Source organism: Achromobacter sp. ACM02 (genome assembly GCF_014851605.1).
Lineage (GTDB): Bacteria > Pseudomonadota > Gammaproteobacteria > Burkholderiales > Burkholderiaceae_B > Achromobacter > Achromobacter aegrifaciens.
Map to the genome: position 1 here is coordinate 347,854 of NZ_JACUZY010000006.1, position 20,866 is coordinate 368,719.

18 protein-coding genes are annotated in these 20,866 nt (G+C 60.9%); 3 read left to right on the forward strand and 15 right to left on the reverse strand.

What is annotated here, in order from left to right:
- Positions 1-23 precede the first annotated feature (23 nt).
- The 4 genes from IB258_RS20870 to IB258_RS20885 are packed head-to-tail and all read right to left on the reverse strand — an operon-like array spanning position 24 to position 3,538.
- Entirely contained in the window at positions 24-623 is a 600-nt protein-coding gene (locus IB258_RS20870; protein WP_054457293.1) for an ABC-type transport auxiliary lipoprotein family protein, read from the reverse strand.
- Positions 623-1,579, reverse strand: coding sequence for an MlaD family protein (locus IB258_RS20875; RefSeq protein ID WP_175159965.1), 957 nt, complete (start codon positions 1,577-1,579; stop codon positions 623-625). Before IB258_RS20875 ends, IB258_RS20870 begins: the two co-directional genes overlap by 1 nt.
- Positions 1,566-2,405, reverse strand: coding sequence for an ABC transporter ATP-binding protein (locus tag IB258_RS20880; protein ID WP_054457079.1), 840 nt, complete (start codon positions 2,403-2,405; stop codon positions 1,566-1,568). Before IB258_RS20880 ends, IB258_RS20875 begins: the two co-directional genes overlap by 14 nt.
- A complete protein-coding gene (locus tag IB258_RS20885; protein WP_192353144.1) occupies positions 2,405-3,538 on the reverse strand; it encodes an ABC transporter permease in 1,134 nt (377 codons plus the stop codon). Before IB258_RS20885 ends, IB258_RS20880 begins: the two co-directional genes overlap by 1 nt.
- Before the next feature lie 93 nt (positions 3,539-3,631).
- On the opposite strand from IB258_RS20885, the gene IB258_RS20890 reads away from it, so the two are divergent.
- The 3 genes from IB258_RS20890 to IB258_RS20900 are packed head-to-tail and all read left to right on the forward strand — an operon-like array spanning position 3,632 to position 5,473.
- Positions 3,632-4,480, forward strand: coding sequence for a biotin--[acetyl-CoA-carboxylase] ligase (locus IB258_RS20890; RefSeq protein WP_054457083.1), 849 nt, complete (start codon positions 3,632-3,634; stop codon positions 4,478-4,480).
- A complete protein-coding gene (locus tag IB258_RS20895; RefSeq protein ID WP_054457085.1) occupies positions 4,477-5,283 on the forward strand; it encodes a type III pantothenate kinase in 807 nt (268 codons plus the stop codon). Before IB258_RS20890 ends, IB258_RS20895 begins: the two co-directional genes overlap by 4 nt.
- A 16-nt stretch (positions 5,284-5,299) precedes the next feature.
- Positions 5,300-5,473, forward strand: a complete 174-nt coding sequence (locus tag IB258_RS20900; protein ID WP_175181538.1) for a hypothetical protein — start codon at positions 5,300-5,302, stop codon at positions 5,471-5,473.
- 36 nt (positions 5,474-5,509) lie between these two features.
- Here IB258_RS20900 and IB258_RS20905 read toward each other — a convergent pair whose 3' ends face one another.
- From IB258_RS20905 to IB258_RS20955, 11 genes are all read right to left on the reverse strand, one after another.
- Complete coding sequence (locus tag IB258_RS20905; RefSeq protein ID WP_192353145.1) at positions 5,510-6,811, reverse strand: 3-deoxy-D-manno-octulosonic acid transferase; 1,302 nt, start codon at positions 6,809-6,811, stop codon at positions 5,510-5,512.
- Position 6,812: 1 nt separating this feature from the next.
- Positions 6,813-7,847, reverse strand: coding sequence for a lipopolysaccharide heptosyltransferase I (waaC, locus tag IB258_RS20910; protein WP_175159975.1), 1,035 nt, complete (start codon positions 7,845-7,847; stop codon positions 6,813-6,815).
- Positions 7,848-7,853: 6 nt separating this feature from the next.
- Complete coding sequence (galE, locus tag IB258_RS20915; RefSeq protein ID WP_054457091.1) at positions 7,854-8,903, reverse strand: UDP-glucose 4-epimerase GalE; 1,050 nt, start codon at positions 8,901-8,903, stop codon at positions 7,854-7,856.
- 25 nt (positions 8,904-8,928) lie between these two features.
- Complete coding sequence (locus IB258_RS20920; protein ID WP_082401211.1) at positions 8,929-9,771, reverse strand: glycosyltransferase; 843 nt, start codon at positions 9,769-9,771, stop codon at positions 8,929-8,931.
- A complete protein-coding gene (locus tag IB258_RS20925) occupies positions 9,768-12,488 on the reverse strand; it encodes a glycosyltransferase (protein ID WP_192353146.1) in 2,721 nt (906 codons plus the stop codon). The genes IB258_RS20920 and IB258_RS20925 overlap by 4 nt, the downstream gene beginning before the upstream one ends.
- 59 nt (positions 12,489-12,547) lie before the next feature.
- Positions 12,548-13,657: a glycosyltransferase gene (locus tag IB258_RS20930; protein ID WP_192353147.1), complete on the reverse strand. Its 1,110-nt coding sequence runs from the start codon at positions 13,655-13,657 to the stop codon at positions 12,548-12,550.
- Positions 13,658-13,753: 96 nt separating this feature from the next.
- Positions 13,754-15,109, reverse strand: a complete 1,356-nt coding sequence (locus tag IB258_RS20935) for a bifunctional 2-polyprenyl-6-hydroxyphenol methylase/3-demethylubiquinol 3-O-methyltransferase UbiG (RefSeq protein ID WP_192353148.1) — start codon at positions 15,107-15,109, stop codon at positions 13,754-13,756.
- A 19-nt stretch (positions 15,110-15,128) separates the two neighbouring features.
- Positions 15,129-16,523 carry an ABC transporter ATP-binding protein gene (locus tag IB258_RS20940; protein ID WP_192353149.1) on the reverse strand — a complete coding sequence of 465 codons (1,395 nt, stop codon included), beginning with the start codon at positions 16,521-16,523 and terminating at the stop codon, positions 15,129-15,131.
- Positions 16,513-17,301 (reverse strand): ABC transporter permease, encoded by a 789-nt coding sequence (locus IB258_RS20945; protein ID WP_370539846.1) that lies wholly within the window; start codon positions 17,299-17,301, stop codon positions 16,513-16,515. The genes IB258_RS20940 and IB258_RS20945 overlap by 11 nt, the downstream gene beginning before the upstream one ends.
- Before the next feature lie 62 nt (positions 17,302-17,363).
- The gene (locus tag IB258_RS20950) at positions 17,364-19,376 is read right to left on the reverse strand and encodes a glycosyltransferase family 4 protein (protein WP_370539847.1); all 2,013 of its coding nucleotides are present in this window, start codon (positions 19,374-19,376) and stop codon (positions 17,364-17,366) included.
- 110 nt (positions 19,377-19,486) lie between these two features.
- A complete protein-coding gene (locus tag IB258_RS20955) occupies positions 19,487-20,845 on the reverse strand; it encodes a hypothetical protein (RefSeq protein ID WP_192353151.1) in 1,359 nt (452 codons plus the stop codon).
- Positions 20,846-20,866 lie beyond the last annotated feature (21 nt).

Here is a 20,866-nt window from a genome sequence, read left to right on the forward strand (position 1 = left end):
AGGATGCGGGAAAAACAGCGATCTTAACCGCCCGGCCTGGCGGCGGGCTTGGGCGTCGTGGCAAGCCACTGCGCCAATTGGTCCGCGGCATCGTCCGTCGCCTGACGCAATGCCGCGACTCCGCCCTGCGCGTCCTGCGTGGGCGCGGGCGCGCGGGCCTCGATGCGCGTCTGGCCCACCACGCTGCGGCCGCTGAGCAAGACCGCCTGCAGCAGCACGCGGCCTTCGCTGGACTGGCCGTCGGCCGCGAATACCTGTTCGAACTGGGACAACGACACCTGCAATTGCGGCGTCTGCAGGGTGACGCGCTCGTCCAGCACCGGCCCCTGGCGCGACAGGCGCTCCGTGAGACGCTGACGCACCAGGTCCGCCGGCGGCGAGGCCCAGCGGTAACTGGCATAGGCCTTGGGCGCGGCGCTGTCTCCCACGCGCCAGATCACCCCCGTGTCGGACAGGCTGGGCACGGCCTGGAAGACCAGCGCAAGCGGCGCGCGCGCGGGCAAGGCCGGCGTGGGCCGGGAGTCCAGGCCCAGGTCGAATACCGAAGGCGGGGCTGCCACGCGGCCGATGCCGCAACCGGCCAGGGCCAGCGTCAGGATTAGAACGGCGCTACGCATCTTCATCATTTGGGCGATCTCCCGAAGCCTGCAAAACCGGCCTCGCCGGGCCCGGGCTCGCGGGGCGCCGGGCCGAACAGGAACGATTGCGGCGTGTTGTCCACACGGCGCAGAGTAACGGTGGCGCCGCGCGCGGCCGCGCTGACGTTGGTGGCCATGCTGGTGATGGCGGGCAGGGTCTCGCCATCCAGCCGCGCGGCGGCCAGGGCGATGTCGTTGAGGCTGCTGGTGGCGGCGGACAGGGGACCATCCGGCGCGTTCAGGCGGGCCAGCGACTGGCGGGCCTGCGCCGCCAGGTCGCCGACTTCCCGCGCGGCGCGGTCGGCCTGGCGCGAGGTCTTGTCCAGCGAATCGATCAGGGGACCGAGCTTGGCCAGCGTAGGCGCCAGATCCTGGCTGGCCCCCCTGAGCGACTGGGTGATGTCGTTGGCGTTCTGCAGGCTGGCGGTGAGCGCCTGCACGTTCTGCTCGCTGAGCACGCGCCGCAGCTGCTCGGTGACCTCCTCGACGTTGGAGATCAGCTTGCCGCCGCGCTGCTCGATGCGGTCGAGAAAACCGGGGCGCAGCGGAATGGCTGCCGGATGCGCGGCCGACGACGCCAGCCGCTTCATCGAGGTGCCGTCATCGCGCAGCTCCACGTTGGAAATGCCGGTCACGCCCTGCACGCCCAGTTCGGCCCAGGTGGACTCGGTGATCGGCGTGTTGGGCGCCACGCCGATGCGGATGCGTACCTGCCCGGGCTTGTCCGGGTTCAGGGCCAGGGACTGCACCTTGCCCACCGGCACGCCCTGATAGCGCACCGTGGACTGCGGGTTCAGGCCGCTGACGGCGGTCGCGGAGATGATTTCGTATGGCTGCAGCTGAGTCCGGTCGCGTCCGATCCAGATGGCCACCAAGGCGGCTGCGGCCAGCAAGGCCAGCGTGAAGATGCCGGCCATGAGCGCATGACTACGGTTTTCCATGATGCAATCCCTTCGGCGCCAGATCCCCCAGCGCGCGCAGGCCGCGCTCGCCCAGGAAGAACGTGTGAATGAACGGGTGATCGACCTTCAATACTTCCGGCACCGTGTCGCACACGATCACCCGTTTGTCCGCCAGCACGGCGACGCGCGTGGCCAGCGCCAGCAGCGTGTCCAGGTCGTGCGTCACCATGACGACGGTGAATCCCAATTGCCGGTGCAGGCTGCGCACCAGGTCCACGAACTCGTCGGAGCGCAGCGGGTCCAGGCCAGCCGTGGGTTCGTCCAGGAACAGCAATTCCGGATCCAGCGACAGCGCACGCGCCAGCGCCACGCGCTTGACCATGCCGCCAGACAGGTCCGACGGCCGCTTGTCGGCATCGCGCGCCGACAGGCCCACCATCGCCAGCCGGCACATGACGACATCGCGCACCAGGTCTTCCGGCACGGTGCGCAGTTCGCGCAGCGGCAAGGCCACATTGTCGAACACCGACAGCGCGGAGAACAACGCCCCCGCCTGGAACAGCATGCCCCAGCGATAGGACAGCCGCCGGCGTTCAGCCGCCGTCAGTTCGAACAGCGAATGGCCCAGTACCCGCACCGTGCCCGCGGCCGGCCGGTCCAACCCGATAATCTGCCGCAGCAGCACCGTCTTGCCCGTGCCCGAGCCGCCCACCAGCACCAGGATCTCGCCGGGGAAGACGGTCAGGTCCAGATTGTCGTGCACCACGTGGTCGCCAAACGCCGTGCGCAGCCCGCGCACGGTGATGACGGGTTCTACCGTAACGCCATCCTCGGTGAAAAGCTTGTGCTGGGCGGCGCTGTTCATCAGATGCCCACCGAGCTGAAAATCACGGCATACAGCGCGTCCAGCAGGATCACGCCGGTAATCGAGGTGACCACCGACGTGGTGGTGCCGCGACCCAGGCTTTCCGTGTTGGGCTGGATGCGCAGCCCGAAATGGCAGGCGATCAGCGCGATCAGCACGCCGAAGGTCACGCCCTTGAGGATGCCGATCCAGTAGTTGGTCAGCGAAATCGCGTCCGGCAGCGACTGCAGGAACCATTGCGCCGACACGCCCAGCTGCATCTGCGCGGCGAGCATGCCGCCCAACAGCGCCATGGCGTCCGTCCATAGCACCAATAACGGCATGGTCACAGCCAGCGCCACCACCCGCGGCAGGATCAGGCGCTGCCCATGCGAAATGCCCATGACCAGCATCGCATCGAGTTCCTGCGTCACCCGCATCACGCCGATCTGCGCCGTGATGGCCGAGCCCGAACGGCCCGCCACCAGGATGGCGGCCAGCACCGGCCCCAGTTCGCGCACGATGGATACGCCCAGCAGGCGCACGATGAAACGGTCGGCGCCGAACATCTGCAGCTGCTGCGCCGACAGGTAGGACAGCACCACGCCGATCAGGAACCCGACCAGCGCCGTGATGCCCAGCGCCTGAGCGCCGGTGCGGTACACCTGCGCCGAAATTTCGCGCCACGGCCCCAGCCGCGGGCGCAGCAGCATGCCACCCAGGTCCAGGACCAGTTGCCCCAACATGATGAGCAAGGCGCGGCCATTGTCGATAGCCTGGAAGATCGCCTCGCCCATCGCACGCAGCCAACTCAATGGGTCGCGCTTGGGCGCGGCGGCCGGGGTCTCGCCCTTGTTCAGGGCCAGCGCGTTGAAAACGTCCTGCTGGCCGGCGGACCAGCGCACGCGCTCGGGCAGCCTGTGGCCCCAGGCTTCCCAGATCAGCAGCGCGCCTATCGTGTCCAGCCGGCCGATGCCGTGCAGGTCCCAGCGCGCGCCGCCATCGGTGGCGCAGGCCAGCGCCTCGCGGCGGCGTTGGACCTCTCCAGGCTCTGCCAGCGCCAGCACGCTCCAGTCGCCGGCCACATGGCACACGCCTCCTTCGAAACGGAAGGGCGCGGCGGCGGCAGGTGCGGACGAAGCGGAATGCGGCATGAAGACAGAATACCGATGCAAAATGTATCGCCAATCATAAACGCTGGCGCCGGCAGACCGCGAGCGCGGGCCGCGTGCCCTACAATCGCCGCCATGTCCGCTCAAGCCAGCCCCATCGACCTGCCCGCGCCGGAAACCCTGGCCCGCACGCTCAGCACGCGCCTGCCCGCCTTCCAGGACATCTCCTGGATCGGTAGCACCGGATCGACCAATGCCGACCTCCTGGCCCGCGCTCGCGCAGGCAGCGGCGGCAAACCCTGGCTGCTGGGCACGCACCTGCAGGAAACCGGCCGCGGCCGCGCCGGCCGTCCGTGGCAGAACCGCACGGGCTCCACGCTGATGTTCTCCTGTGCCTTCGACGTGCACCTGCCGCCCGCGCAACTGCCCGCCCTGTCGCCGCTAGCCGGCATCGCCGCCTGCGAAGCTCTGCGCACCGTCGCCGGCCCGCAAGCCGCCGGGCTGTGCATGAAGTGGCCCAACGACGTGCAGTGGCACGACGCCAAGCTGGCAGGCGTACTGGTCGAGACCACCCGCAACCCCGGCGGCAGCGAGGCGGGCCATACGGTCGTCATCGGCATGGGCGTGAACCTGACCGACGCCGCCCGGCTGTCGCTGGCGCTGGAACGCGAAGTCGCCGACTGGAGCCAGGTGCAGGCAGTCGCCGCCCGCCAGGCCTCCGCCGCCGACCTGGTCTGCGCCAGCGCCATGGCCTGGCTGGAAGCGGTCCAGACCCTGGAGCGCGAAGGCTTTGGCGCCTTCAGGCCGCGTTTCGACCAGGTGGACGCTTTGGCCGGCCGCAAGGTCAACGTGCTGGACAAGGGCGCTATTCTTCTAGGCGGCACCGCCTGCGGCGTGGACGAACAAGGCCGCCTGCTGGTGCAAACCCCCGAGGGCACCCAACCGATCCTGGTCGGTGAAATCTCGATTCGACGCCAAGCATGATTATTCTCATCGACTCCGGCAACAGCCGTCTCAAGGTGGGTTGGCTGGACGCCAGCAACCCCGACACGCCGCGCGAACCCGCGGCGGTCGCCTTCGACGGGCTGGACCTGGACGCCCTGGACCGCTGGCTGTCCGCCTTGCCGCGCCGCCCCTTGCGCGCGCTGGGCGTGAACGTCGCCGGCGAGGCCCGCGGCGCGGCCATCGCCGCCATCCTGCAAAAACATGGCTGCACGGTGACCTGGTCGCCGTCGCAAGCAACCACGCTGGGGTTGGTCAACAGCTACAAGACGCCCACGCAGCTGGGCGCCGACCGCTGGGCCTCACTGCTGGGCGTGCTGTCGCGCCTGCCTGGCGCGCACCCGCCCTTCGTGCTGGCCAGCTTCGGCACCGCCACCACCATCGACACCGTCGGCCCCGACAACGTCTTTGCCGGCGGCCTGATCCTGCCAGGCCCGGCCATGATGCGCAGCGCGCTGGCCCACGGCACCGCCAACCTGCCCATCGCCAACGGCCAGGTCGTGGCCTATCCCACGGACACGCACGAAGCCATTGCCTCCGGCATCGCCGCCGCGCAGGCCGGCGCCGTCGTGCGCCAATGGCTGGCGGGACGCCAGCGCTACGGCCAGACGCCGCAGATCTACGCGGCGGGCGGCGGTTGGCCCGAAGTGCATCAGGAAATCGAACGCCTGCTGGCGGACGCGGGCGGCACCGAAGGTGCGGCCCCCGTGCCCATCTATCTGGATCACCCCGTCCTGGACGGCCTGGCCGCGGTCGCCCGCGCCACCCTGGACGACCAAGCCTGAACGGGAGACCCCGGCCATGCGCGTGCTCTTCATCCTCATCCTGCTGGCGAATCTGGGGGTTTATGCGCTGGGCCAGGGCTGGCTGGGCGTGCGTCCCGAGGACGAAGGCCGCGACCCGCGCCGCTTCAATCAGGAACTGAATCCGGGCGCGGTGACCCTGGTTCCCAAGACCGCGGCTGCCGCCCCCTGAAGCCCCAGCCGGCGCACACGCCGGGGAACCCGGGCGCTACCCCCCCTTTTCTGCCTCCAACCAAGGCGCCAGCGCGTCCAGCGTGCGCCCCGTGGCTCCCGAATGCATGCGAAACCATGCCAGCGCCGCCTCAGCCGTGCGCTGGCGGCGCGGCTCGTCCGTCAGCAATGCCATGGCCGCTTCCACCGCCTGGCCAGCGTCGGCCGCGCGCAGCACCGCTCCCGCCGCGATGGCGTCTTCCGCCGCCTGCTTGAAATTGAAGGTGTGCGGGCCCACGATGACCGGCACGCCCGCCGCACAGGCCTCGATCAGATTCTGCCCGCCCAGCGGCGCGAAACTGCCCGCCACGATCGCCACATCCGAAGCGGCATAGTGGAACGCCATCTCGCCCAGCGTGTCGCCCAGCAGCACCGCCGTACCCGGCCCCGGCGCCACGCCTTCGGAACGCCGGACATACGGCAGCCCGGCCTCCGACAACAGACGCGCAGCCTCATCAAAGCGCTGCGGATGACGCGGAATCAACAGGAACAAGGGCGCGCCCGGCATCGCGGCGTGACGCTTGATGGCCTCGATGAAACCGCTATCCTCGCCCTCCCGCGTACTGGCCACCGCCATCACACGCCGGCCCAGCTGTTCGCGCCAGGCTTGCCCCGCGGCAACCTGCGGCGCCGGCAAGACCAGATCGAATTTCAGATTGCCCGTCACGACGGGCTGCGGCGCCCCTGCCTGCACCAGCCGGTCCGCGTCCTCCGCGGTCTGCGCCAGCACCGAATCAAGCCCGCCCAGCGCTTCACGCATCACGCCGCCCATCCTGCCCGCCTGGCGCAGCGACGACGCCGAAAACCGGGCGCTCACCAACGCCATGGGCACGCCAGCGCCGCGCGCGGCCGCCAGCAGGTTCGGCCAGATCTCGCGTTCGATGAGCAGGCCGCAACGCGGCCGATACGCCGCCATGAAACGGCGGGTTGCGCCGGGAAAGTCATAAGGCAGCCATGCCTGGCGCAACTGGCCGCGGGCGATCGCATCCGCGTACTGGCGTGCGCCCTCGGCCCGGCCGGTGGCCGTCATGTGCGTCAGCAACACCGGCAGGCCGCGGTCCAGCAACGCTTGCAGCAGAGGCTGTGCGGCGCGCGTCTCGCCCAGGCTGACGGCATGCACCCAGACCGGTGCGGTCCAGGACGCGGCAGCGGCTGTAGCCGTGGCAGGCGCGGCGTGGCCGAAGCGTTCAGAAGAGAAGATTTCCCATTGTCCGCCCGCGCGCCGGGCGCGGTGGCCCATCCACAGCCAGACCAGCGGTGATAGAGCCCTGAGCGCCAGCGAGTAAACGCCGCGATTCATGTCACTGGGCGGCCAAGGCCTGCTCCACCGCCGCCATCACGGCCTCGCGCGACGGCGAAGCCCCGCGGTCGCCCAGGCTGGCGGTGTAGCTGGAACCGACCAGCGGGGTGCGCACCGGCGTGGAGGCACGGTAAATGCCGATGGTGGGCCGGCCCAAGGCGGCCGACAGGTGGGTCAGACCGCTGTCCAGCCCCACCATCAGGCGCGACCCAGCCAGCAAACGCGCCACCGCCGTCAGGTCCATGCGGGGCATCACCTCAGCCCCATCCATGCCGGCGATCAGCAAGCGGGCCCGCTCGGCCTCCTGCTCGTTCCCCGCCAACAATTTCAGGGTGCAGCCGGCCTCGCGCAGGCGGCGGAACACGACGCGCCAGTCTTCTTCCGGCCAGAGTTTGTCGTCGCGGCTGGCCGACGGCATGATCACAGCGTAGCCGCGGTCCGTATCCAGATGGTGCAAGCGCGGCAGTTCGCCGACGTTCATACCCTCGCTGCCGACTTCCAGCACCGGGTCCGCCGCAGGCTGCGTCGCCTGCCGCGCAAAAGCCTGCAGACCGAAATCGGGCGCACCGGCGTATTGGTAGCCGAACGTCAGGGCGGCCAGCTTGCGCTGGCGGATCACCGCCGGCTGCCAGAATTCCACCCTGTGCCGCACGTTGTAGAACAGCGACGCCAACGGCTCGCGCGCCGAGCGCCAGTCCAGCCCGTGCCGTACGCCACGGGTCTGGCGCACCAGCCAGGCGGATTTCAGGAGCGCCTGCATGTCCAGGACGATGTCGTACTGCACCGAGCGCAGCCGCTCCTTCAGCGCCCTGCGCTCCGCCCGCACTTCCGCCGACCACCAGGCTTTGCGCCAACGGCGATGAGCAACCTTGATGACCTGATTGACCGCCGGATGCCAGGCAGGAATGTCGGCAAAGGCTTCTTCCGCGATCCAGTCGATCTGGGCATCGGGCACATGGCGGGCAATGTCGGATATTGCCGGCAACATGTGCACGAGATCACCTAGGGATGAGGTGCGGACGATGAGAATGCGCATAGGCGACTACTTTTTCAAGGCCGATTGATATCCGTCTGGGTTCTGGCTCTGCCAACGCCAGCCATCGATGCACATTTCCTCGATGTCCCGGCTGGCACGCCAACCCAGGAGTGTGGCAGCCACAGTAGGATCCGCCCATGCTTGAGCGATGTCGCCAGATCTGCGCGGCAGAATTTCATAAGGCACTTTTCGACCCGTGACACGTTCGAAAGTCTGCGCAAGCTCCAATACGCTTGTGCCACGGCCCGTACCGAGGTTGATCCCCTTGAATCCACGATTGCCGCCAGCCAAATACGCCACGGCAAGGACATGGCCAATGGCGAGGTCAACCACGTGCAAATAGTCTCGGACACCCGTGCCATCGACCGTTTCGTAATCATTTCCAAACACACTCAGCTTGTCGCGCTTTCCAACTGCGACCTGCGTAATGAAGGGGAACAGGTTGTTCGGACGCCCCTGCGGCGCCTCACCTATGCGGCCGCTGGGATGCGCGCCGATCGGATTGAAGTAACGCAACGCAACCGCGCTTCGGTCATCCGAGGCACGACACCAGTCCATCAGAATCTGCTCCACCATTGCTTTGGTATGACCGTAGGGATTGGTGGGCGCAAATCGGTGATCTTCGGTGTAGGGCAAGCTCAAGGGCTCGCCATACACTGTGGCGGAGGAACTGAACACCAGAGTGCGGACATCGCATTTTTCCATTGCCCTCAGCAGGCACAACGTACCGCCGACATTGTTGTCGTAGTAGTCGATCGGCTTTTCGACCGACTCGCCCACTGCTTTCAATGCCGCGAAGTGAACGACGCCCGCTACCGGCTCATTCGCTTGACGACGCGCTTCAAACACCCGCACGACCGCAGCCTCGTCCCGGATGTCACCTTCAATCAGATCGATGGCGCAACCGCTTAACTCCTCCACTCTGCTGAGCACTTCGGCGCAACTGTTGCTGAAGTTATCAAGCACGATAGGCTTGTGGCCAGCCTTGATGAGTTCGAGCAGCGTATGCGAACCGATGTAGCCGGCGCCGCCCGTAACGAGTAGGGATGTTGTCATGTCGAAATGTCTGGTGTGTTCACGGCTAGGCACGCAGAAACTGCTGGTAAATCCAACGCCGAACGGTGCCGGGTAGGATTCTAACCGGTAGTCGCTGCGCCAGATTCAGCGCCAGACGCCATGGTCCGATAAATCCACACCTGTAAAAGGACCACTGTACGGCCGCTTCACTTCGCACATAGCCCACCCCGCCTCGCCGCTGAAACATGCCCTCCCCGGCCCTAGCCTTTACCAAAACGCCGGGGATATTTGCCGCCACAGCGCCTCCTTGAAGCATCCTCACCCACAAGGCGTAATCTTCGTAAAGCCGCTCTCCCTGGTAGCCGCCATGATTTAGAGCCAGTTCTCGGCGAAACATCACCGTCATATGGTTAAAGGGATTCCGACGCCGCGCGTATGCCAGCACAGCCTGATGGGTTTCGGGCACGCGGCGGACCCTTCCTGCTTCCAGCTCAGGATCCGATTCGAACTCACGAATCCAGCCTCCAAGGATGTCCACATCCGGGTGCTCGGTTAGATAGGTCAATTGCCTTTCAAATCGATCCGGCTCGAGCAGATCGTCGGTGTCAAATCGGGCAACCCACTCCTGCCGGCACAATGACAGGCCGGCCGACAAGGCGGGCCCCAGGCCGACATTCCGCTCCAGTGGCAGCAAGCTCATCGGCAAAACGGCGCGATAGCGACCAATGACCTCGACCAAGTCCTTTCCCAACGGGCCATCCTGGACAAGTACTATTTCCGCTGGCCAAACCGTTGATGCGGCCAGACTGGCAAATGCCTGATCGAGCCACGCTGCGCGTTCTCCCGCATAAACCGACATAAGCACGGAAAATGCGCCCGACGGACGGCGGGCCGCGCAAGTCGTCATCTGAAAAATCTCCGTACCTTCGTGTACCAGCGATATCCCGCAACGACCAATCGCCGCAACCGCGGCTTCTGTATCAATGAGCGAAGGAGGTTGATTAACTCAACCTCTTTCTCGGACAGACTCGGCCCTTTGAGCTGCGCGCCGCCACCGCTGTCGACATTGATCAGGCTGAATAGCGCATTCGCGTCCAATCTGCTCATACCTGCAATATTGCGGATCAACCGCCGGCGGCCGAAATAGCGGTTGTATGTCTTCGACATGCTGCCTGGTGTATTGCGGTATAAATAGCCCATACTTGGAATCAGAGAAAAGCGCTTGCCTTCCCATGCAAGCTTGGAGAAAAAGGCCCAATCCTCCCATGTGGACTTATCCCTCTCGTCCCAACCTCCGGACTCACGCAGCGCTGCGGTCCGCGCCATGACATTAGCGGTCAAATATTGATTCTCCAACATCGCGAGCGCGCGCGCCTCGGGTATACCCAAAGGCTTCCAGAACCAGCCATCTCTTGCCGGTTCCGGCGTTTTTGGCAAACTGCCTTGTTCAGAGAAATGCACGGCAAAACCCGTTGCAATCACCAAATCCGGATCTAATTGCAACGCAATCCATGCCTCCTCCAGCGTCGCAGGGAGCAATAGGTCGTCGCTATCTATAAAAAACGTATAAGGAGTTGTCGACAACGCCAAGCCAGCATTTCTGGCTCCCGCGAGTCCTCGATTGGCTTGCGAATGCACGCGCCACTTGATGACGCCGCCCAAAGCCCGTTCCACGCACTCGCTCAATCCCGCGCCATAACCATCGGCCGAACCGTCATCAACCAAAATCACTTCGGACGGTCTTACCCGCGACCCCAGCAACGATCGCAGCAACTCATCGACCAATTCCATCGAGGTGTTGTATACGGGGATAACAACCGTGATCTCGCAGCGTCGCAAGTCGGGCAAGGACATGGCGATTAGCCCTGCCGGTTGTGCAGCTTCCCGACTCCATCCTCGATTCACCGAAATCTGCCGATCCCGCACGCGCTGGCGCGAGGCCCGCAATTCCTGATCGCTATCCCGGACATCCTGCACCAGCATTGCGCCGATTTTTTTCTGTAGCGCAGCTGCATGCGGATCCGAGAAATAGGCGCGGACAAACTCCTCGTCGTCAACCACCTCTACGGCGCCACCGGTGTTGTAGGCCACCAGCCGGGTACCCATCAGCATCTGCTCCAGGATGACGAAAGGATAGTTCTCGCCGCGTGACGGCACAACGAACAACGAGTCGCATCTGTGTTTCGCCAAGAATGCAAGCAACTCGGAATGCGAAAGATGATAGTCCTTGTACGCGCACAACCGCTCAAGACGCGCGCGGTCTTCGTTGCCCGGGCCGACCGGTCCCAACGAAACAATCTCTTCGATTCCTGTCAGATTGCCAGCGTCGTACAAGCCTTCCATGGCCGCGACAAAGTCCGGCCAACCTTTCAGTCGACTGTATTTGCCCACGAATACGATACGCTTGATCGCAGTCAGCTCGCCTTGAATTTCACCCGGAACCGTGCTGAGGTCGAAAGGCAGCCGTCTCACGGAGAGATTATTCAGGCTATAGCCGAATTCCTCCTGCAGTAGCTGGACTGCCAGATATCGGGATGGCGCATAGCATTCATCTGCCTGTTGAAATATATAACTGTCTCTTACCGCCTGCCCCAGTTCGTACGGCGTATAGTCCATCGCCGACTCATCCTGAACCCCGTATTTCATGTAGTCGATCGAGCCGTGCATGAACACGCGCAGCTGAATAGACTGTGGCAGTCCTCCCGTGCGTTTCGATTGCACCAACCGATAAGCGATGGACTTGTAATCCTGCGACTCCAGCACGGCAACGCGCGGCAGCAAGTAAAGAATAGCGCGGCATACCTCAATTAAGCCAAGTCCGTCGAAAAAATTCTCGCGGCCGAGGCTATCCACAAACATGCGCGGAACCAGTGTTCTTCCATCCAATCCTGCAGGCGCCAAATCTATATCGCACATTAACACCGCGGCGCGCCTGTCAAGCGCCTTGATGTTCTTTACGTATGTGCCAATCCCGCCGGTTGCCCTAACGGTCGCATCTTCCGTGGAAATCAAGAGAAAATCGACATCCAGCAGCTCTGGCGCCAAGCCTTGGCGCCGCAGATATGCCTGGTAGCTTTGAGGCGTGATAGTCGCAATGCAGACTTCAAGGCCCGTTCCGCCCGGCGGCGTGGCAAGCTCAAACCCGCTCGCTTTCAGGAACTCCCTAAATTGGCCTTCTGTCCACGTGCGAAAGATACCTTCACCATTGGCGTGTACAAAAAACACCTCGGCGCCTTGCTCCAAGCAAAGCCGCTTGAGTGCACGCAACATGGGGCGCGGATCGAGCAGTGCAGACAGAAAGCCCGATGACACCACCCATGCATGCGGCGCAGAAGCTTTGCCAATAATCTCTTCGGCGTAGCCAGCCCAGTTGTCGAAGTACCATATATGCGGAACACCCTGCGCATCGACACCAGAAATAGGATGAAAAGTAAGCCCCGCATCGGCAGGTGCGTCATAAAAATCACCCAACACCAATGCTCTGCCCCCGCTCGCTACCACATAATCCGCGGCGGTCGATGGCCAAGGCACTGGCCGGAGGGTTGCAAAACGATAGTGCTCCGGGAGGAGCCGATAGGTCTCAGCGCCGAAGTTGGCGAATGCGCCAATTTCCTTTAGGTTCATATACTTTTAAATGGGTGAATGCCGCCCTGCGCTGCGCCAAATGGAAACATTTATATAAATCAGCTAGCGGAGCGCTGGCGCAGCACGTGATCAAAAAAGGCCGCAAACTCCTGGGCCTTAAACTTCCAGTCCCAGGGTTGGATAGATCGCAGGTTCTCTGCTGAGAGTATTTGAAAGAGCCGTGGTTGCGTCAGCAGTCGACGCAGAGCTTCAACAAGGGCCTCAACCGAGCGTTCGCGGACAATGAATTTCTGCTGCTCGGGTCCGAATACCTCCGGCACAACTCCGACATCCATACTGACGACGGGAACACCGCAAGCCATCGCCTCCAACACGGGATTTGGCGTTCCTTCGGACTTTGATGTACAGGCATAAACATCTATCGAGTTGTAATACCCGGGCATACTTGAGTGCGGGACAAGTTCGACCTGCCGGTCCGCAAAGCGTGACAATATGTCGAACCCCTCACCCTTCAATATCTGAAGGGCGGGCAAAAGTATCGTATTGAAGCCTTTGACATCGTCCTGCTCCGCCGCCCATTTGCTGTTGCCGGCCCAGCCAATCACGATCGGCCGCTCCATGGGAAGATTGAATCTCGCCAGACCGGCCGGTTTGAACATATCGAGCGATACGCCATCCTCCAGCACAGCAGTTGGCGGCGGATACTCCTGTAGCTCGCGATATATCTTCTCGAGACGTTTGGACGCTACGCTATATGCGGTCACTTCGTTGCGAAAAAAATTCGACCGCAGCTGACGCTCCTCCGGATTGAGGAAAAGGTGGTCGTACACACCCGTGGTGACGGGCTTGTTCAAATAGCGGCGCTTGAATTCATCGAAGGAGAAGCCAAAACGCTCGACATGGATTTTGGAGAGCGGCGACTCGATCAGGCGCATGTACTCACGCCAAAAAAAATGAACCATATCGCAACCCGCCGCAGCAAGAAATATATGGTCCACACACGTGAGGACGGAAGACGGGATTATTTTGAACTCGAAAATGCCCGAGAGGTGAACTTCGAGCATGCGAGCAATATTTGAAAAAGCCCAATCGTCAGTATCTATGACCAAAGCAATTTTTGGTCGGCGGCCGATGGCGCTCCGGTCTGTACCGGGCAGCGTTTCTTGTTCTGCAGACATCAGCTGCGTGCCCTGGGCAGTTTGAGTCATAAATGAGCCTTAATAGAATGCTCAAACCAGCTTAGCCCCTTTTGAAAGCATAGACTGTTTTCAAAATTTGCCTTTGGCAAGAAAGAGACGGCAACGCTAAGGCCGTTTACCTTCCTTGCCGGGCCGAAGCTTGCGGTACACCGACACAATGCCCGACCTGAACCAGCTTGGCAAGATGGCACTGAGCTTTCGATACCGCGCCGCTTCCAAGGTAATTCTCTGGATCTCCTCATGGGCATGACCCAACGCAACCACCGTACTCTCCGCCTTGGATTGGGCAATACCCAACTCCTCCAGCGCGCGCTCCATCTCGGCCTTCCAGATACCGGCGTCCTCCAACGCCCGCACCCGCTCCTCCTCTCGTTCACGGTACCAAGCCAATTGCGGACGGAACGACGACAAATCTCGTTGCAACTTCACCGCGTCTGATCGGACGGAATCGATTACTGCATACAACTCACTGACGATCTGGTTTCCGGCCGCCTGCTCCCGCATCAGGCCCAATTCGGCCGCCGCGACTTCTGCTTTCAGTCCGAAATCTCGGACTGACCGAGCGAGCGCGCCAATTGCTGCAAATCCCTCATCGGCGCAGACTTTCTCCTCCGGTCCTGCAGGAACGGAGATCGTCTGCAGACCGTCTTTCTGAGGAAGGTGTCCCTGAAATACTCCCGTCTTGAAACTATCCATGGAAAGCGGGAGTATCGCGGCGCCCGCATTGCTGGTCAACGCGTAGTCCGAAGCTCCCCAGATACCCAAGAAATAGCTCGCGTTCGACGGTTGAGGGCCGCCACCGAATTCAGCGGGCACAAATTGCGCCTCCCGAGCTGCCGATGTTCTTTGCATTTGGATTTGGCCGGAAACACCATCCGCTGCCAAATATCCCTCATGCCGCAGATTGGCGAAACCGAAAATCGGACCGCCTAGAAACCATGCGTCAGGCCGCCCCAATACACTTTCGGCCTGTTCCTTGAATTCGTCAAAATGATATTTTCGCAAATGGAACGGGTTACGTTGTTCTTCCGTTGGGAAATACCACCAATCATTCGGGCAGCTGATTGCAATAATTCCGGAGGGCTTGAGCAACGCCTTTATATTACGCAAAAATAGCACCGGGTCCTGCACATGCTCGATTGTTTCGAACGAAACAATCATGTCAAAGCTATGTGGCTCGAATTGCTCGGTAATGGACTCTGCCGTGCCCTTCAGGAACGAAACTTTATCGTTGGAAAAGTAGCGTTGGGCATTGGCGATAGCCTCTTCGGAAACATCCACACCAACTACCGCGCTCGCGCCCCAATTTGCGAGCAGACGCGAACCGTAGCCCTCGCCACACGCGATATCCAGGACCCTCTTGCCCGCACAACAGTGCTTGGCAAAAGAATAGCGCGCTATGTGGACGGCCGCTTCGATCCCCTCGTATGCGCCGCTTTCATTGAAGTTCAGACGTTCCATTTATATCCCAACAAACAATTCACACCGCGTCGCGAGAGGATTCGACTTCAAAAGTCCACTTCCGTTCCAATGAGACGACACCCACTGCCTCAAAATTGTCCAACACGTGAAACTGACATACGTCCTTGGCTTCCGCGTAGACAACAAATCCACGGCCATCGTTTAGGGCCACACGCCACTTGTAGGACCCACTCAGCAGAGACAATTTGGGAAAGTGCACGGCAAACTTACCGGCAGCGACGGATTCATGCGCGGTGAACCCGTCCATGAGGGTTGTCGTTCCGCATACATACAAGCCGTCATGTCGGTACAGATTGAAGACGAAACTGGTCTCAGGCGGCAACTTGCTAGTCAGCGCTCGATACTCAACATTTAAATTCAGATTATCGCCCGTGGCTACGTGTTCAATCCGCTCACCCGCGTCATTCGTCAGCCACACATCGTCAATCGTGTACAGTCGTTCCGGTTCGACCTCGGACACGGCGACCGCGGCGGCAAGCTCGGCCGCCGGCGCGACGCTTTCGGGCGGCGTAGCCTCCCTTCCAGGCATATCCTCTGGATTCGAGGTATCGAGTTGCTCCAATTCGGCCGGCAGTGCGACATGCTGATGATTGGTCAGCACTTCCTCACGCGCCTCGAACTCCCTGAGCGCCTCCTGCATGTCAATCGTGTACTGATCGATTACACGACCAGCGGGACCAAAGGCCTTTTGCTTGCCGCGCTCCAGATACAGGGCCCGCTGGCAGATACTCTTGACCTGATATTGGTCATGCGAGACGAACAGAATCGTGCAACCGGCATCCCGTATTTCGTAGAACTTCTTCAAGCACCGCCGTTGAAAAGCTGCATCGCCAACCGCAAGGATTTCGTCGACGATCAGGATATCCGGTTCAGTGTGAATGGCTACGGAGAATGCGAGTCGCGCAAACATGCCACTGGAGTATTTCTTGACAGGGCTCTCTATAAACTCGCCAATGTCAGCAAATCCCGCGATACGGTCAAATCTAGCGTCGATCTGCTCGTGGGTCAGGCCCAGAAGCGATGCGTTCAGGTATACGTTTTCCCGCCCCGTAAATTCAGGATTGAAGCCCGCTCCAAGCTCGAGCAACGCGGCAACCCTGCCACGCGTTTGTATGGTTCCCTGACTGGGCGTCACGGTGCCACAGATCATTTGGAGCAACGTGGACTTGCCGGAGCCATTTCGGCCCACAATGCCAACCGTCTCGCCCTTCTTTACGTCAAAGGAAACGCCGGAAAGCGCCCAGAAATCTTGGGCCATGCTGCGCGGAGCGCGGCCCAATGCGGACGACACCCGACCCCAAATCGCCTCTTTCAGCCGGTCTTGCGGCTTGGCGTAGGCTGAGTAGCGTTTGCCGAGGTTCTCAACGTGAATGGAAAAGTCGTCAGAGTACATCGGCAAATCCCTTGCGAACCTTCTGGAACCATGCCAAACCGATCATCGCCACCAACGCACCCACCACCGTATAGACTAGCCAACCCGACCAATTGAATGGCTTTCCAAAGATCACGGCGTTACGAGTTTCCTCGACAACGAAAGTGATCGGATTCAGTTTGACGTACCCCTGCATATTGGGCGGCAACGCAGACAGCGGATAGAAGATTGGCGAAACAAAGGTCAGGACGATGGTAGCCAGTGACACAGCCTGCGTCATGTCTCTGATGTACACGCCTAATCCGGCCAGGAACCACGACATCCCCAGTGAAAGCAGCAGCAGCGGCGCAAGAATCAAGGGAAAGTAAATTGCGGTCCAAGGAATATGTCCAAGGAAAATCAGCTGCGCAATGATCAGGACCACAAAACTGATCAAGAGATGGAAGAGTGCCGAGCCTATCGCGATGACTATCAGCGTTTCGAGCGGGAACACTACTTTCTTGACGTAGCTTACGTTATTGAGGATGAGTGAAGGCGCCCTGTTCATGCACTCGACGAACAGGTTATTCATGATCAGGCCGGCAAACAGGATTACCGCGAAATCGCCATGGGATTGCGGCTGCACGCCACCGGCACCGCCCCACCGCGCCTTGAACACAACCGAAAAAACGAAGGTGTAGACAATCAGCAGCAATAAGGGGTTGAAGAACGACCAACCAAGGCCAATCACTGAGCCACGATACCGGCCCAAGACCTCCCTTTTTATCATCTGAAAAATTAGATGCCGGTGCTTGAACACGATATCGTGTCCTATCGCACTTACTTCTTTAATCAAGATATACCTCTATGATTATTATTCTCTCAACGAATTTTCGGCATACCCATTGACACCGCGCGAATTCGCCGCCGCGCCCATTTTATGATTGTTCGCGCCAATCCAAAACGCGTGTACAGCTGAACAATCTTGTGACCTATCCGCAAAAGCAGATGCGTCAGCTCTGGCGGCAACGCGCGCATTTCTGCAGCGATTTCCTGCCGCTCAATGACGTTCGGCACGACATTCCAGTTCGCCACTGCAAACTGTGCCAAACGCGTGCGGCGAACACTGCTAGAGTCTCGGTTCAAGAGGTATGAAAGCTGCTTCGGCGTCGGCGGCTCGTAGCTCTCCACCGTCGGCTTGATCCACACTTCAGGAATCACGATACCCGGTCCCGAGGCGGCGGTCAGGCTCCAAAGAAAGCCCAACTCTGCGTACTCGCCCAGATTGGTGTCAAAGCTGTCGAGGATCAGCCTATCTGGACTTGTGCGGAACACTGCCCTGGTGAACGGGCTGCGCCCGCTCATCGGCGCCACGTCCATACCCAATGATAGCGCGTAGGTATCAATAGAACCGGCCGCGGAGGTAAGGCGATGTTGCCAACATGTCACGAACGGCACGTTCGCGAATTGGGACAGGATGCGTGCCGCAGCCGTCAGGTACTGCCCATCGACGGTATCGCCGCTGCGCAGAATAAGGATCGCGTCAGTCGCTCGCAGGCTATGGAAATCCTGAACCTTCCCGTCCAGATCAACGCATACCACGTTGCGACCGAACAGATACGCTGAAATTTCATCGGGATAGGATTCCGCAGGCAGGAGCACCAGATAGTGGTGTCCCTCGGCCCCACGTAATGGCCTTGCCGTCTGCCTGGCATCGGACAATGATGCCGCGACTATCAACGTCGTAATACGCAGTGGCGCCAGTGTTGCCTTCCGCTGCGCGGCATCCATCCAACTCTCGAGGTGCTCTTCCTCGTAGACTGGCGCCACGTTCTGCGGAATCACCGGATAGGGAAACGCAAGCCTGGCGCGTAGATCGCCGTCGTGCCACAGCCGATCCATGGATTGTACGAGGGAGTCCGCCCTCGTTTCATCAAAGACCAGCGCATTCTTTTCGTGCTCGAAGAAATCTGCAAAGCCAGGGATTGCGGACACAATAAGCGGCACGTGGGCTGCATAGAGCTCGTGCGCGGCGTAGCAAAATGATTCGTAACGGTTTGCGAACACCGCAAAACGGACGTCTGCCAGCAACTCCTCCATCGCCTCGTGACTCATGTGGCCGGTAAAGTGGAAGTACTGTTTCAATTCTGCGGGGATACGGCGTTTCAAATACTCAGCATACTCCCCACCGCCATCAGGTGGCTGCATGGAGTCACCGCCAACAAAGTAGAACTTGGGCCTGATCTCCGGACACTGCTGCATCCACAGCACGGCCGCATCCACCATCAGGTCTACGCCTTTGATGGAAAACAAGCGCCCGTAGCAAAGTACGGCCTGCGGGTCTCGCTTCGGAGCTTGGTGCCGAGTCAAAGCCTTGCGCAAAGGAGGTACTGCAATACGTTCGCGTCCGCGTGAACCTGGGTAGAGATTTGACAACGAACGTTCATAGAACGAATGCGACGGTGCGATTACCGTCTCAGCTAGATCGAGCGCCCCGCGTTCCAGCGAATACAGCGTCCACAACTCCGGGCTGAGGAAATTGGTCAGATCGACCCTGTCCATCGCCTCAATCGTTGCGTGGAAACGCACCGCGATATGACTGCCTTCAAACCGACCAAGCGCGAGCTTTTCGCACAAGGAGTAATAAGCAACACCGTGGTAATCGAAGAACTCGATCAGATCGGGGCGCTCGGCTTCGTGTACGTGCTGCGCACCGAGCGACAGCAGGTAAGATCGCCACTCATACCAGGAACTGAAATCCTCGCGTGACAACGTGCCTTCCGGCAGCACCGCCGACAACTGATAAGCAACGCAATTCTCGGATTGCGGCAGAAGCAGCCGTTCTTCGAGATCGAACCGCTCAAATGTCGGGCGGTCCACGTCGAGCAAGAACACGACGCGGTGACCAGCTTGCAGTAGCTGGCACGCTACGTTGTATAGCAACGCCCCACACCCACCTCGGGTGACAGGATAAAGTTCGTAGGTGACAAAGCAGATAGTGCGCATTAGAAATCCAAGAATTGCTGCACTGTTCGAGCCGACTCCGAGTTGTGCCCGACTATGTATTCCCGATAAGCGGCCACTATCTCGTCCCGCTCACTCAACGCCCGCTCAATGCACTGTGCAATTGCGTAAGCATCGTCCGGGACCTTCACTACGAGGCGATCCTGCAAATAGCCATTGTTGGCGAAATAGGGAGTATTAGGGCCTACGATGCAAGGCACGCCCACGGCAAAACTCTCCAGCGGCAGCATGGGAGCACATTCGTTCAAGGTCACATACAAATTGAGGTGCGCTGTCTTCAGATAGCGAGGCATCTCTACCTGGGGGATCATTCTTCCCACAAAATCATTGGCGATGCCGAATTCCTCGCAGAACTCCAACATGCGGGGAGACGCAACGGAGCCGACGACCTTGCAATTGGGCACCATCGATGCGGCAGCGAGCATCTCGTACGGCGGCTTGTGCCTGAGTTCAGAGATGCTCCATATCCCTAGCGCTGACGGGCCTGAGCCCACGGGTGCTGCTCGTTCAGGAATCGCTCGATAGCTGTTGAGGAGGAATGCGGCGTCCAGACCTTGACGCCGCAGCACTTGCTCCTGCCCTTGTTTCACGCAGCCTATACGGCGGATTTTTCCTTCTCGTGCCAGGGCACATACTCGCCGAAAACTGCGCCAGGCGTAATCCTCACTCGCCTGCATGAAAGTTCCGTGCCAGACCACGCATACTGGCACCTCTGGCGCCAACCGATGCATCGCTTCGACGATATGCTGGTAAGCAAAAGGAAATCCCTGCAGCACGACGGCCCGTGGCTTGCGCGACAGCAACAACACCACGAATTCACGCGCATCCTCGGGGGTGAGCAAATCGGTAACCAGCAGCAGATGATCGAACAGCTGACTCGCCGAACTGCGAATACCTAGCCAATGGGGGTGCGCGATGGAAATCGGCACATGTTCCGGCAACGCTGCGATCTCAGCAACATCAAATTCAGTATGCGTTTTCTTCTGTAGGGAGGATGGCGCGGGCTCATTGACGGGCACGGGTTCGTGCGCAGCGGGAGTAGACTCAACTACAGGAACTGACGGGGCAGCCTCTTGATCAGGTGCGCCCCCGCTGTGAGACGATCGCTTCAAGGCGCGATACAGTGCACCAATGGGACTCTTGGATATGGCCGTGCCCACGCGAAACGCCATCGAGTCCCGGAGTTCCTGCTGCTGGGCGGCAACCACCACCAGTTCATCCGACACACGGGCCAATTCCGCCCTAAGCCGAGCAAGTTCCTTGCCCGCTTCCTGGTCATCCCCAGCCCCACGCGTCGACGCGTCGGCAGGCTTGCTCGTTTCTGTCTGACTTTGGATCATGTGCAAAGACTCGGCGTTATC

Bases quoted from the DNA above. Each gene is read 5' to 3' on its own strand.
- IB258_RS20900 (WP_175181538.1), top strand. From the start codon at position 5,300: ATGCGCGTGCTCTTCATCCTCATCCTGCTGGCGAATCTGGGGGTTTAT.
- galE (WP_054457091.1), bottom strand. From the start codon at position 8,903: ATGACAACATCCCTACTCGTTACGGGCGGCGCCGGCTACATCGGTTCG.
- IB258_RS20890 (WP_054457083.1), top strand. From the start codon at position 3,632: ATGTCCGCTCAAGCCAGCCCCATCGACCTGCCCGCGCCGGAAACCCTG.
- IB258_RS20880 (WP_054457079.1), bottom strand. From the start codon at position 2,405: ATGAACAGCGCCGCCCAGCACAAGCTTTTCACCGAGGATGGCGTTACG.
- IB258_RS20925 (WP_192353146.1), bottom strand. From the start codon at position 12,488: ATGAACCTAAAGGAAATTGGCGCATTCGCCAACTTCGGCGCTGAGACC.
- IB258_RS20930 (WP_192353147.1), bottom strand. From the start codon at position 13,657: ATGACTCAAACTGCCCAGGGCACGCAGCTGATGTCTGCAGAACAAGAA.
- IB258_RS20870 (WP_054457293.1), bottom strand. From the start codon at position 623: ATGAAGATGCGTAGCGCCGTTCTAATCCTGACGCTGGCCCTGGCCGGT.
- IB258_RS20875 (WP_175159965.1), bottom strand. From the start codon at position 1,579: ATGGAAAACCGTAGTCATGCGCTCATGGCCGGCATCTTCACGCTGGCC.
- IB258_RS20935 (WP_192353148.1), bottom strand. From the start codon at position 15,109: ATGGAACGTCTGAACTTCAATGAAAGCGGCGCATACGAGGGGATCGAA.
- IB258_RS20940 (WP_192353149.1), bottom strand. From the start codon at position 16,523: ATGTACTCTGACGACTTTTCCATTCACGTTGAGAACCTCGGCAAACGC.
- waaC (WP_175159975.1), bottom strand. From the start codon at position 7,847: ATGCGCATTCTCATCGTCCGCACCTCATCCCTAGGTGATCTCGTGCAC.
- IB258_RS20920 (WP_082401211.1), bottom strand. From the start codon at position 9,771: ATGACGACTTGCGCGGCCCGCCGTCCGTCGGGCGCATTTTCCGTGCTT.
- IB258_RS20895 (WP_054457085.1), top strand. From the start codon at position 4,477: ATGATTATTCTCATCGACTCCGGCAACAGCCGTCTCAAGGTGGGTTGG.
- IB258_RS20885 (WP_192353144.1), bottom strand. From the start codon at position 3,538: ATGCCGCATTCCGCTTCGTCCGCACCTGCCGCCGCCGCGCCCTTCCGT.
- IB258_RS20905 (WP_192353145.1), bottom strand. From the start codon at position 6,811: ATGAATCGCGGCGTTTACTCGCTGGCGCTCAGGGCTCTATCACCGCTG.
- IB258_RS20955 (WP_192353151.1), bottom strand. From the start codon at position 20,845: ATGATCCAAAGTCAGACAGAAACGAGCAAGCCTGCCGACGCGTCGACG.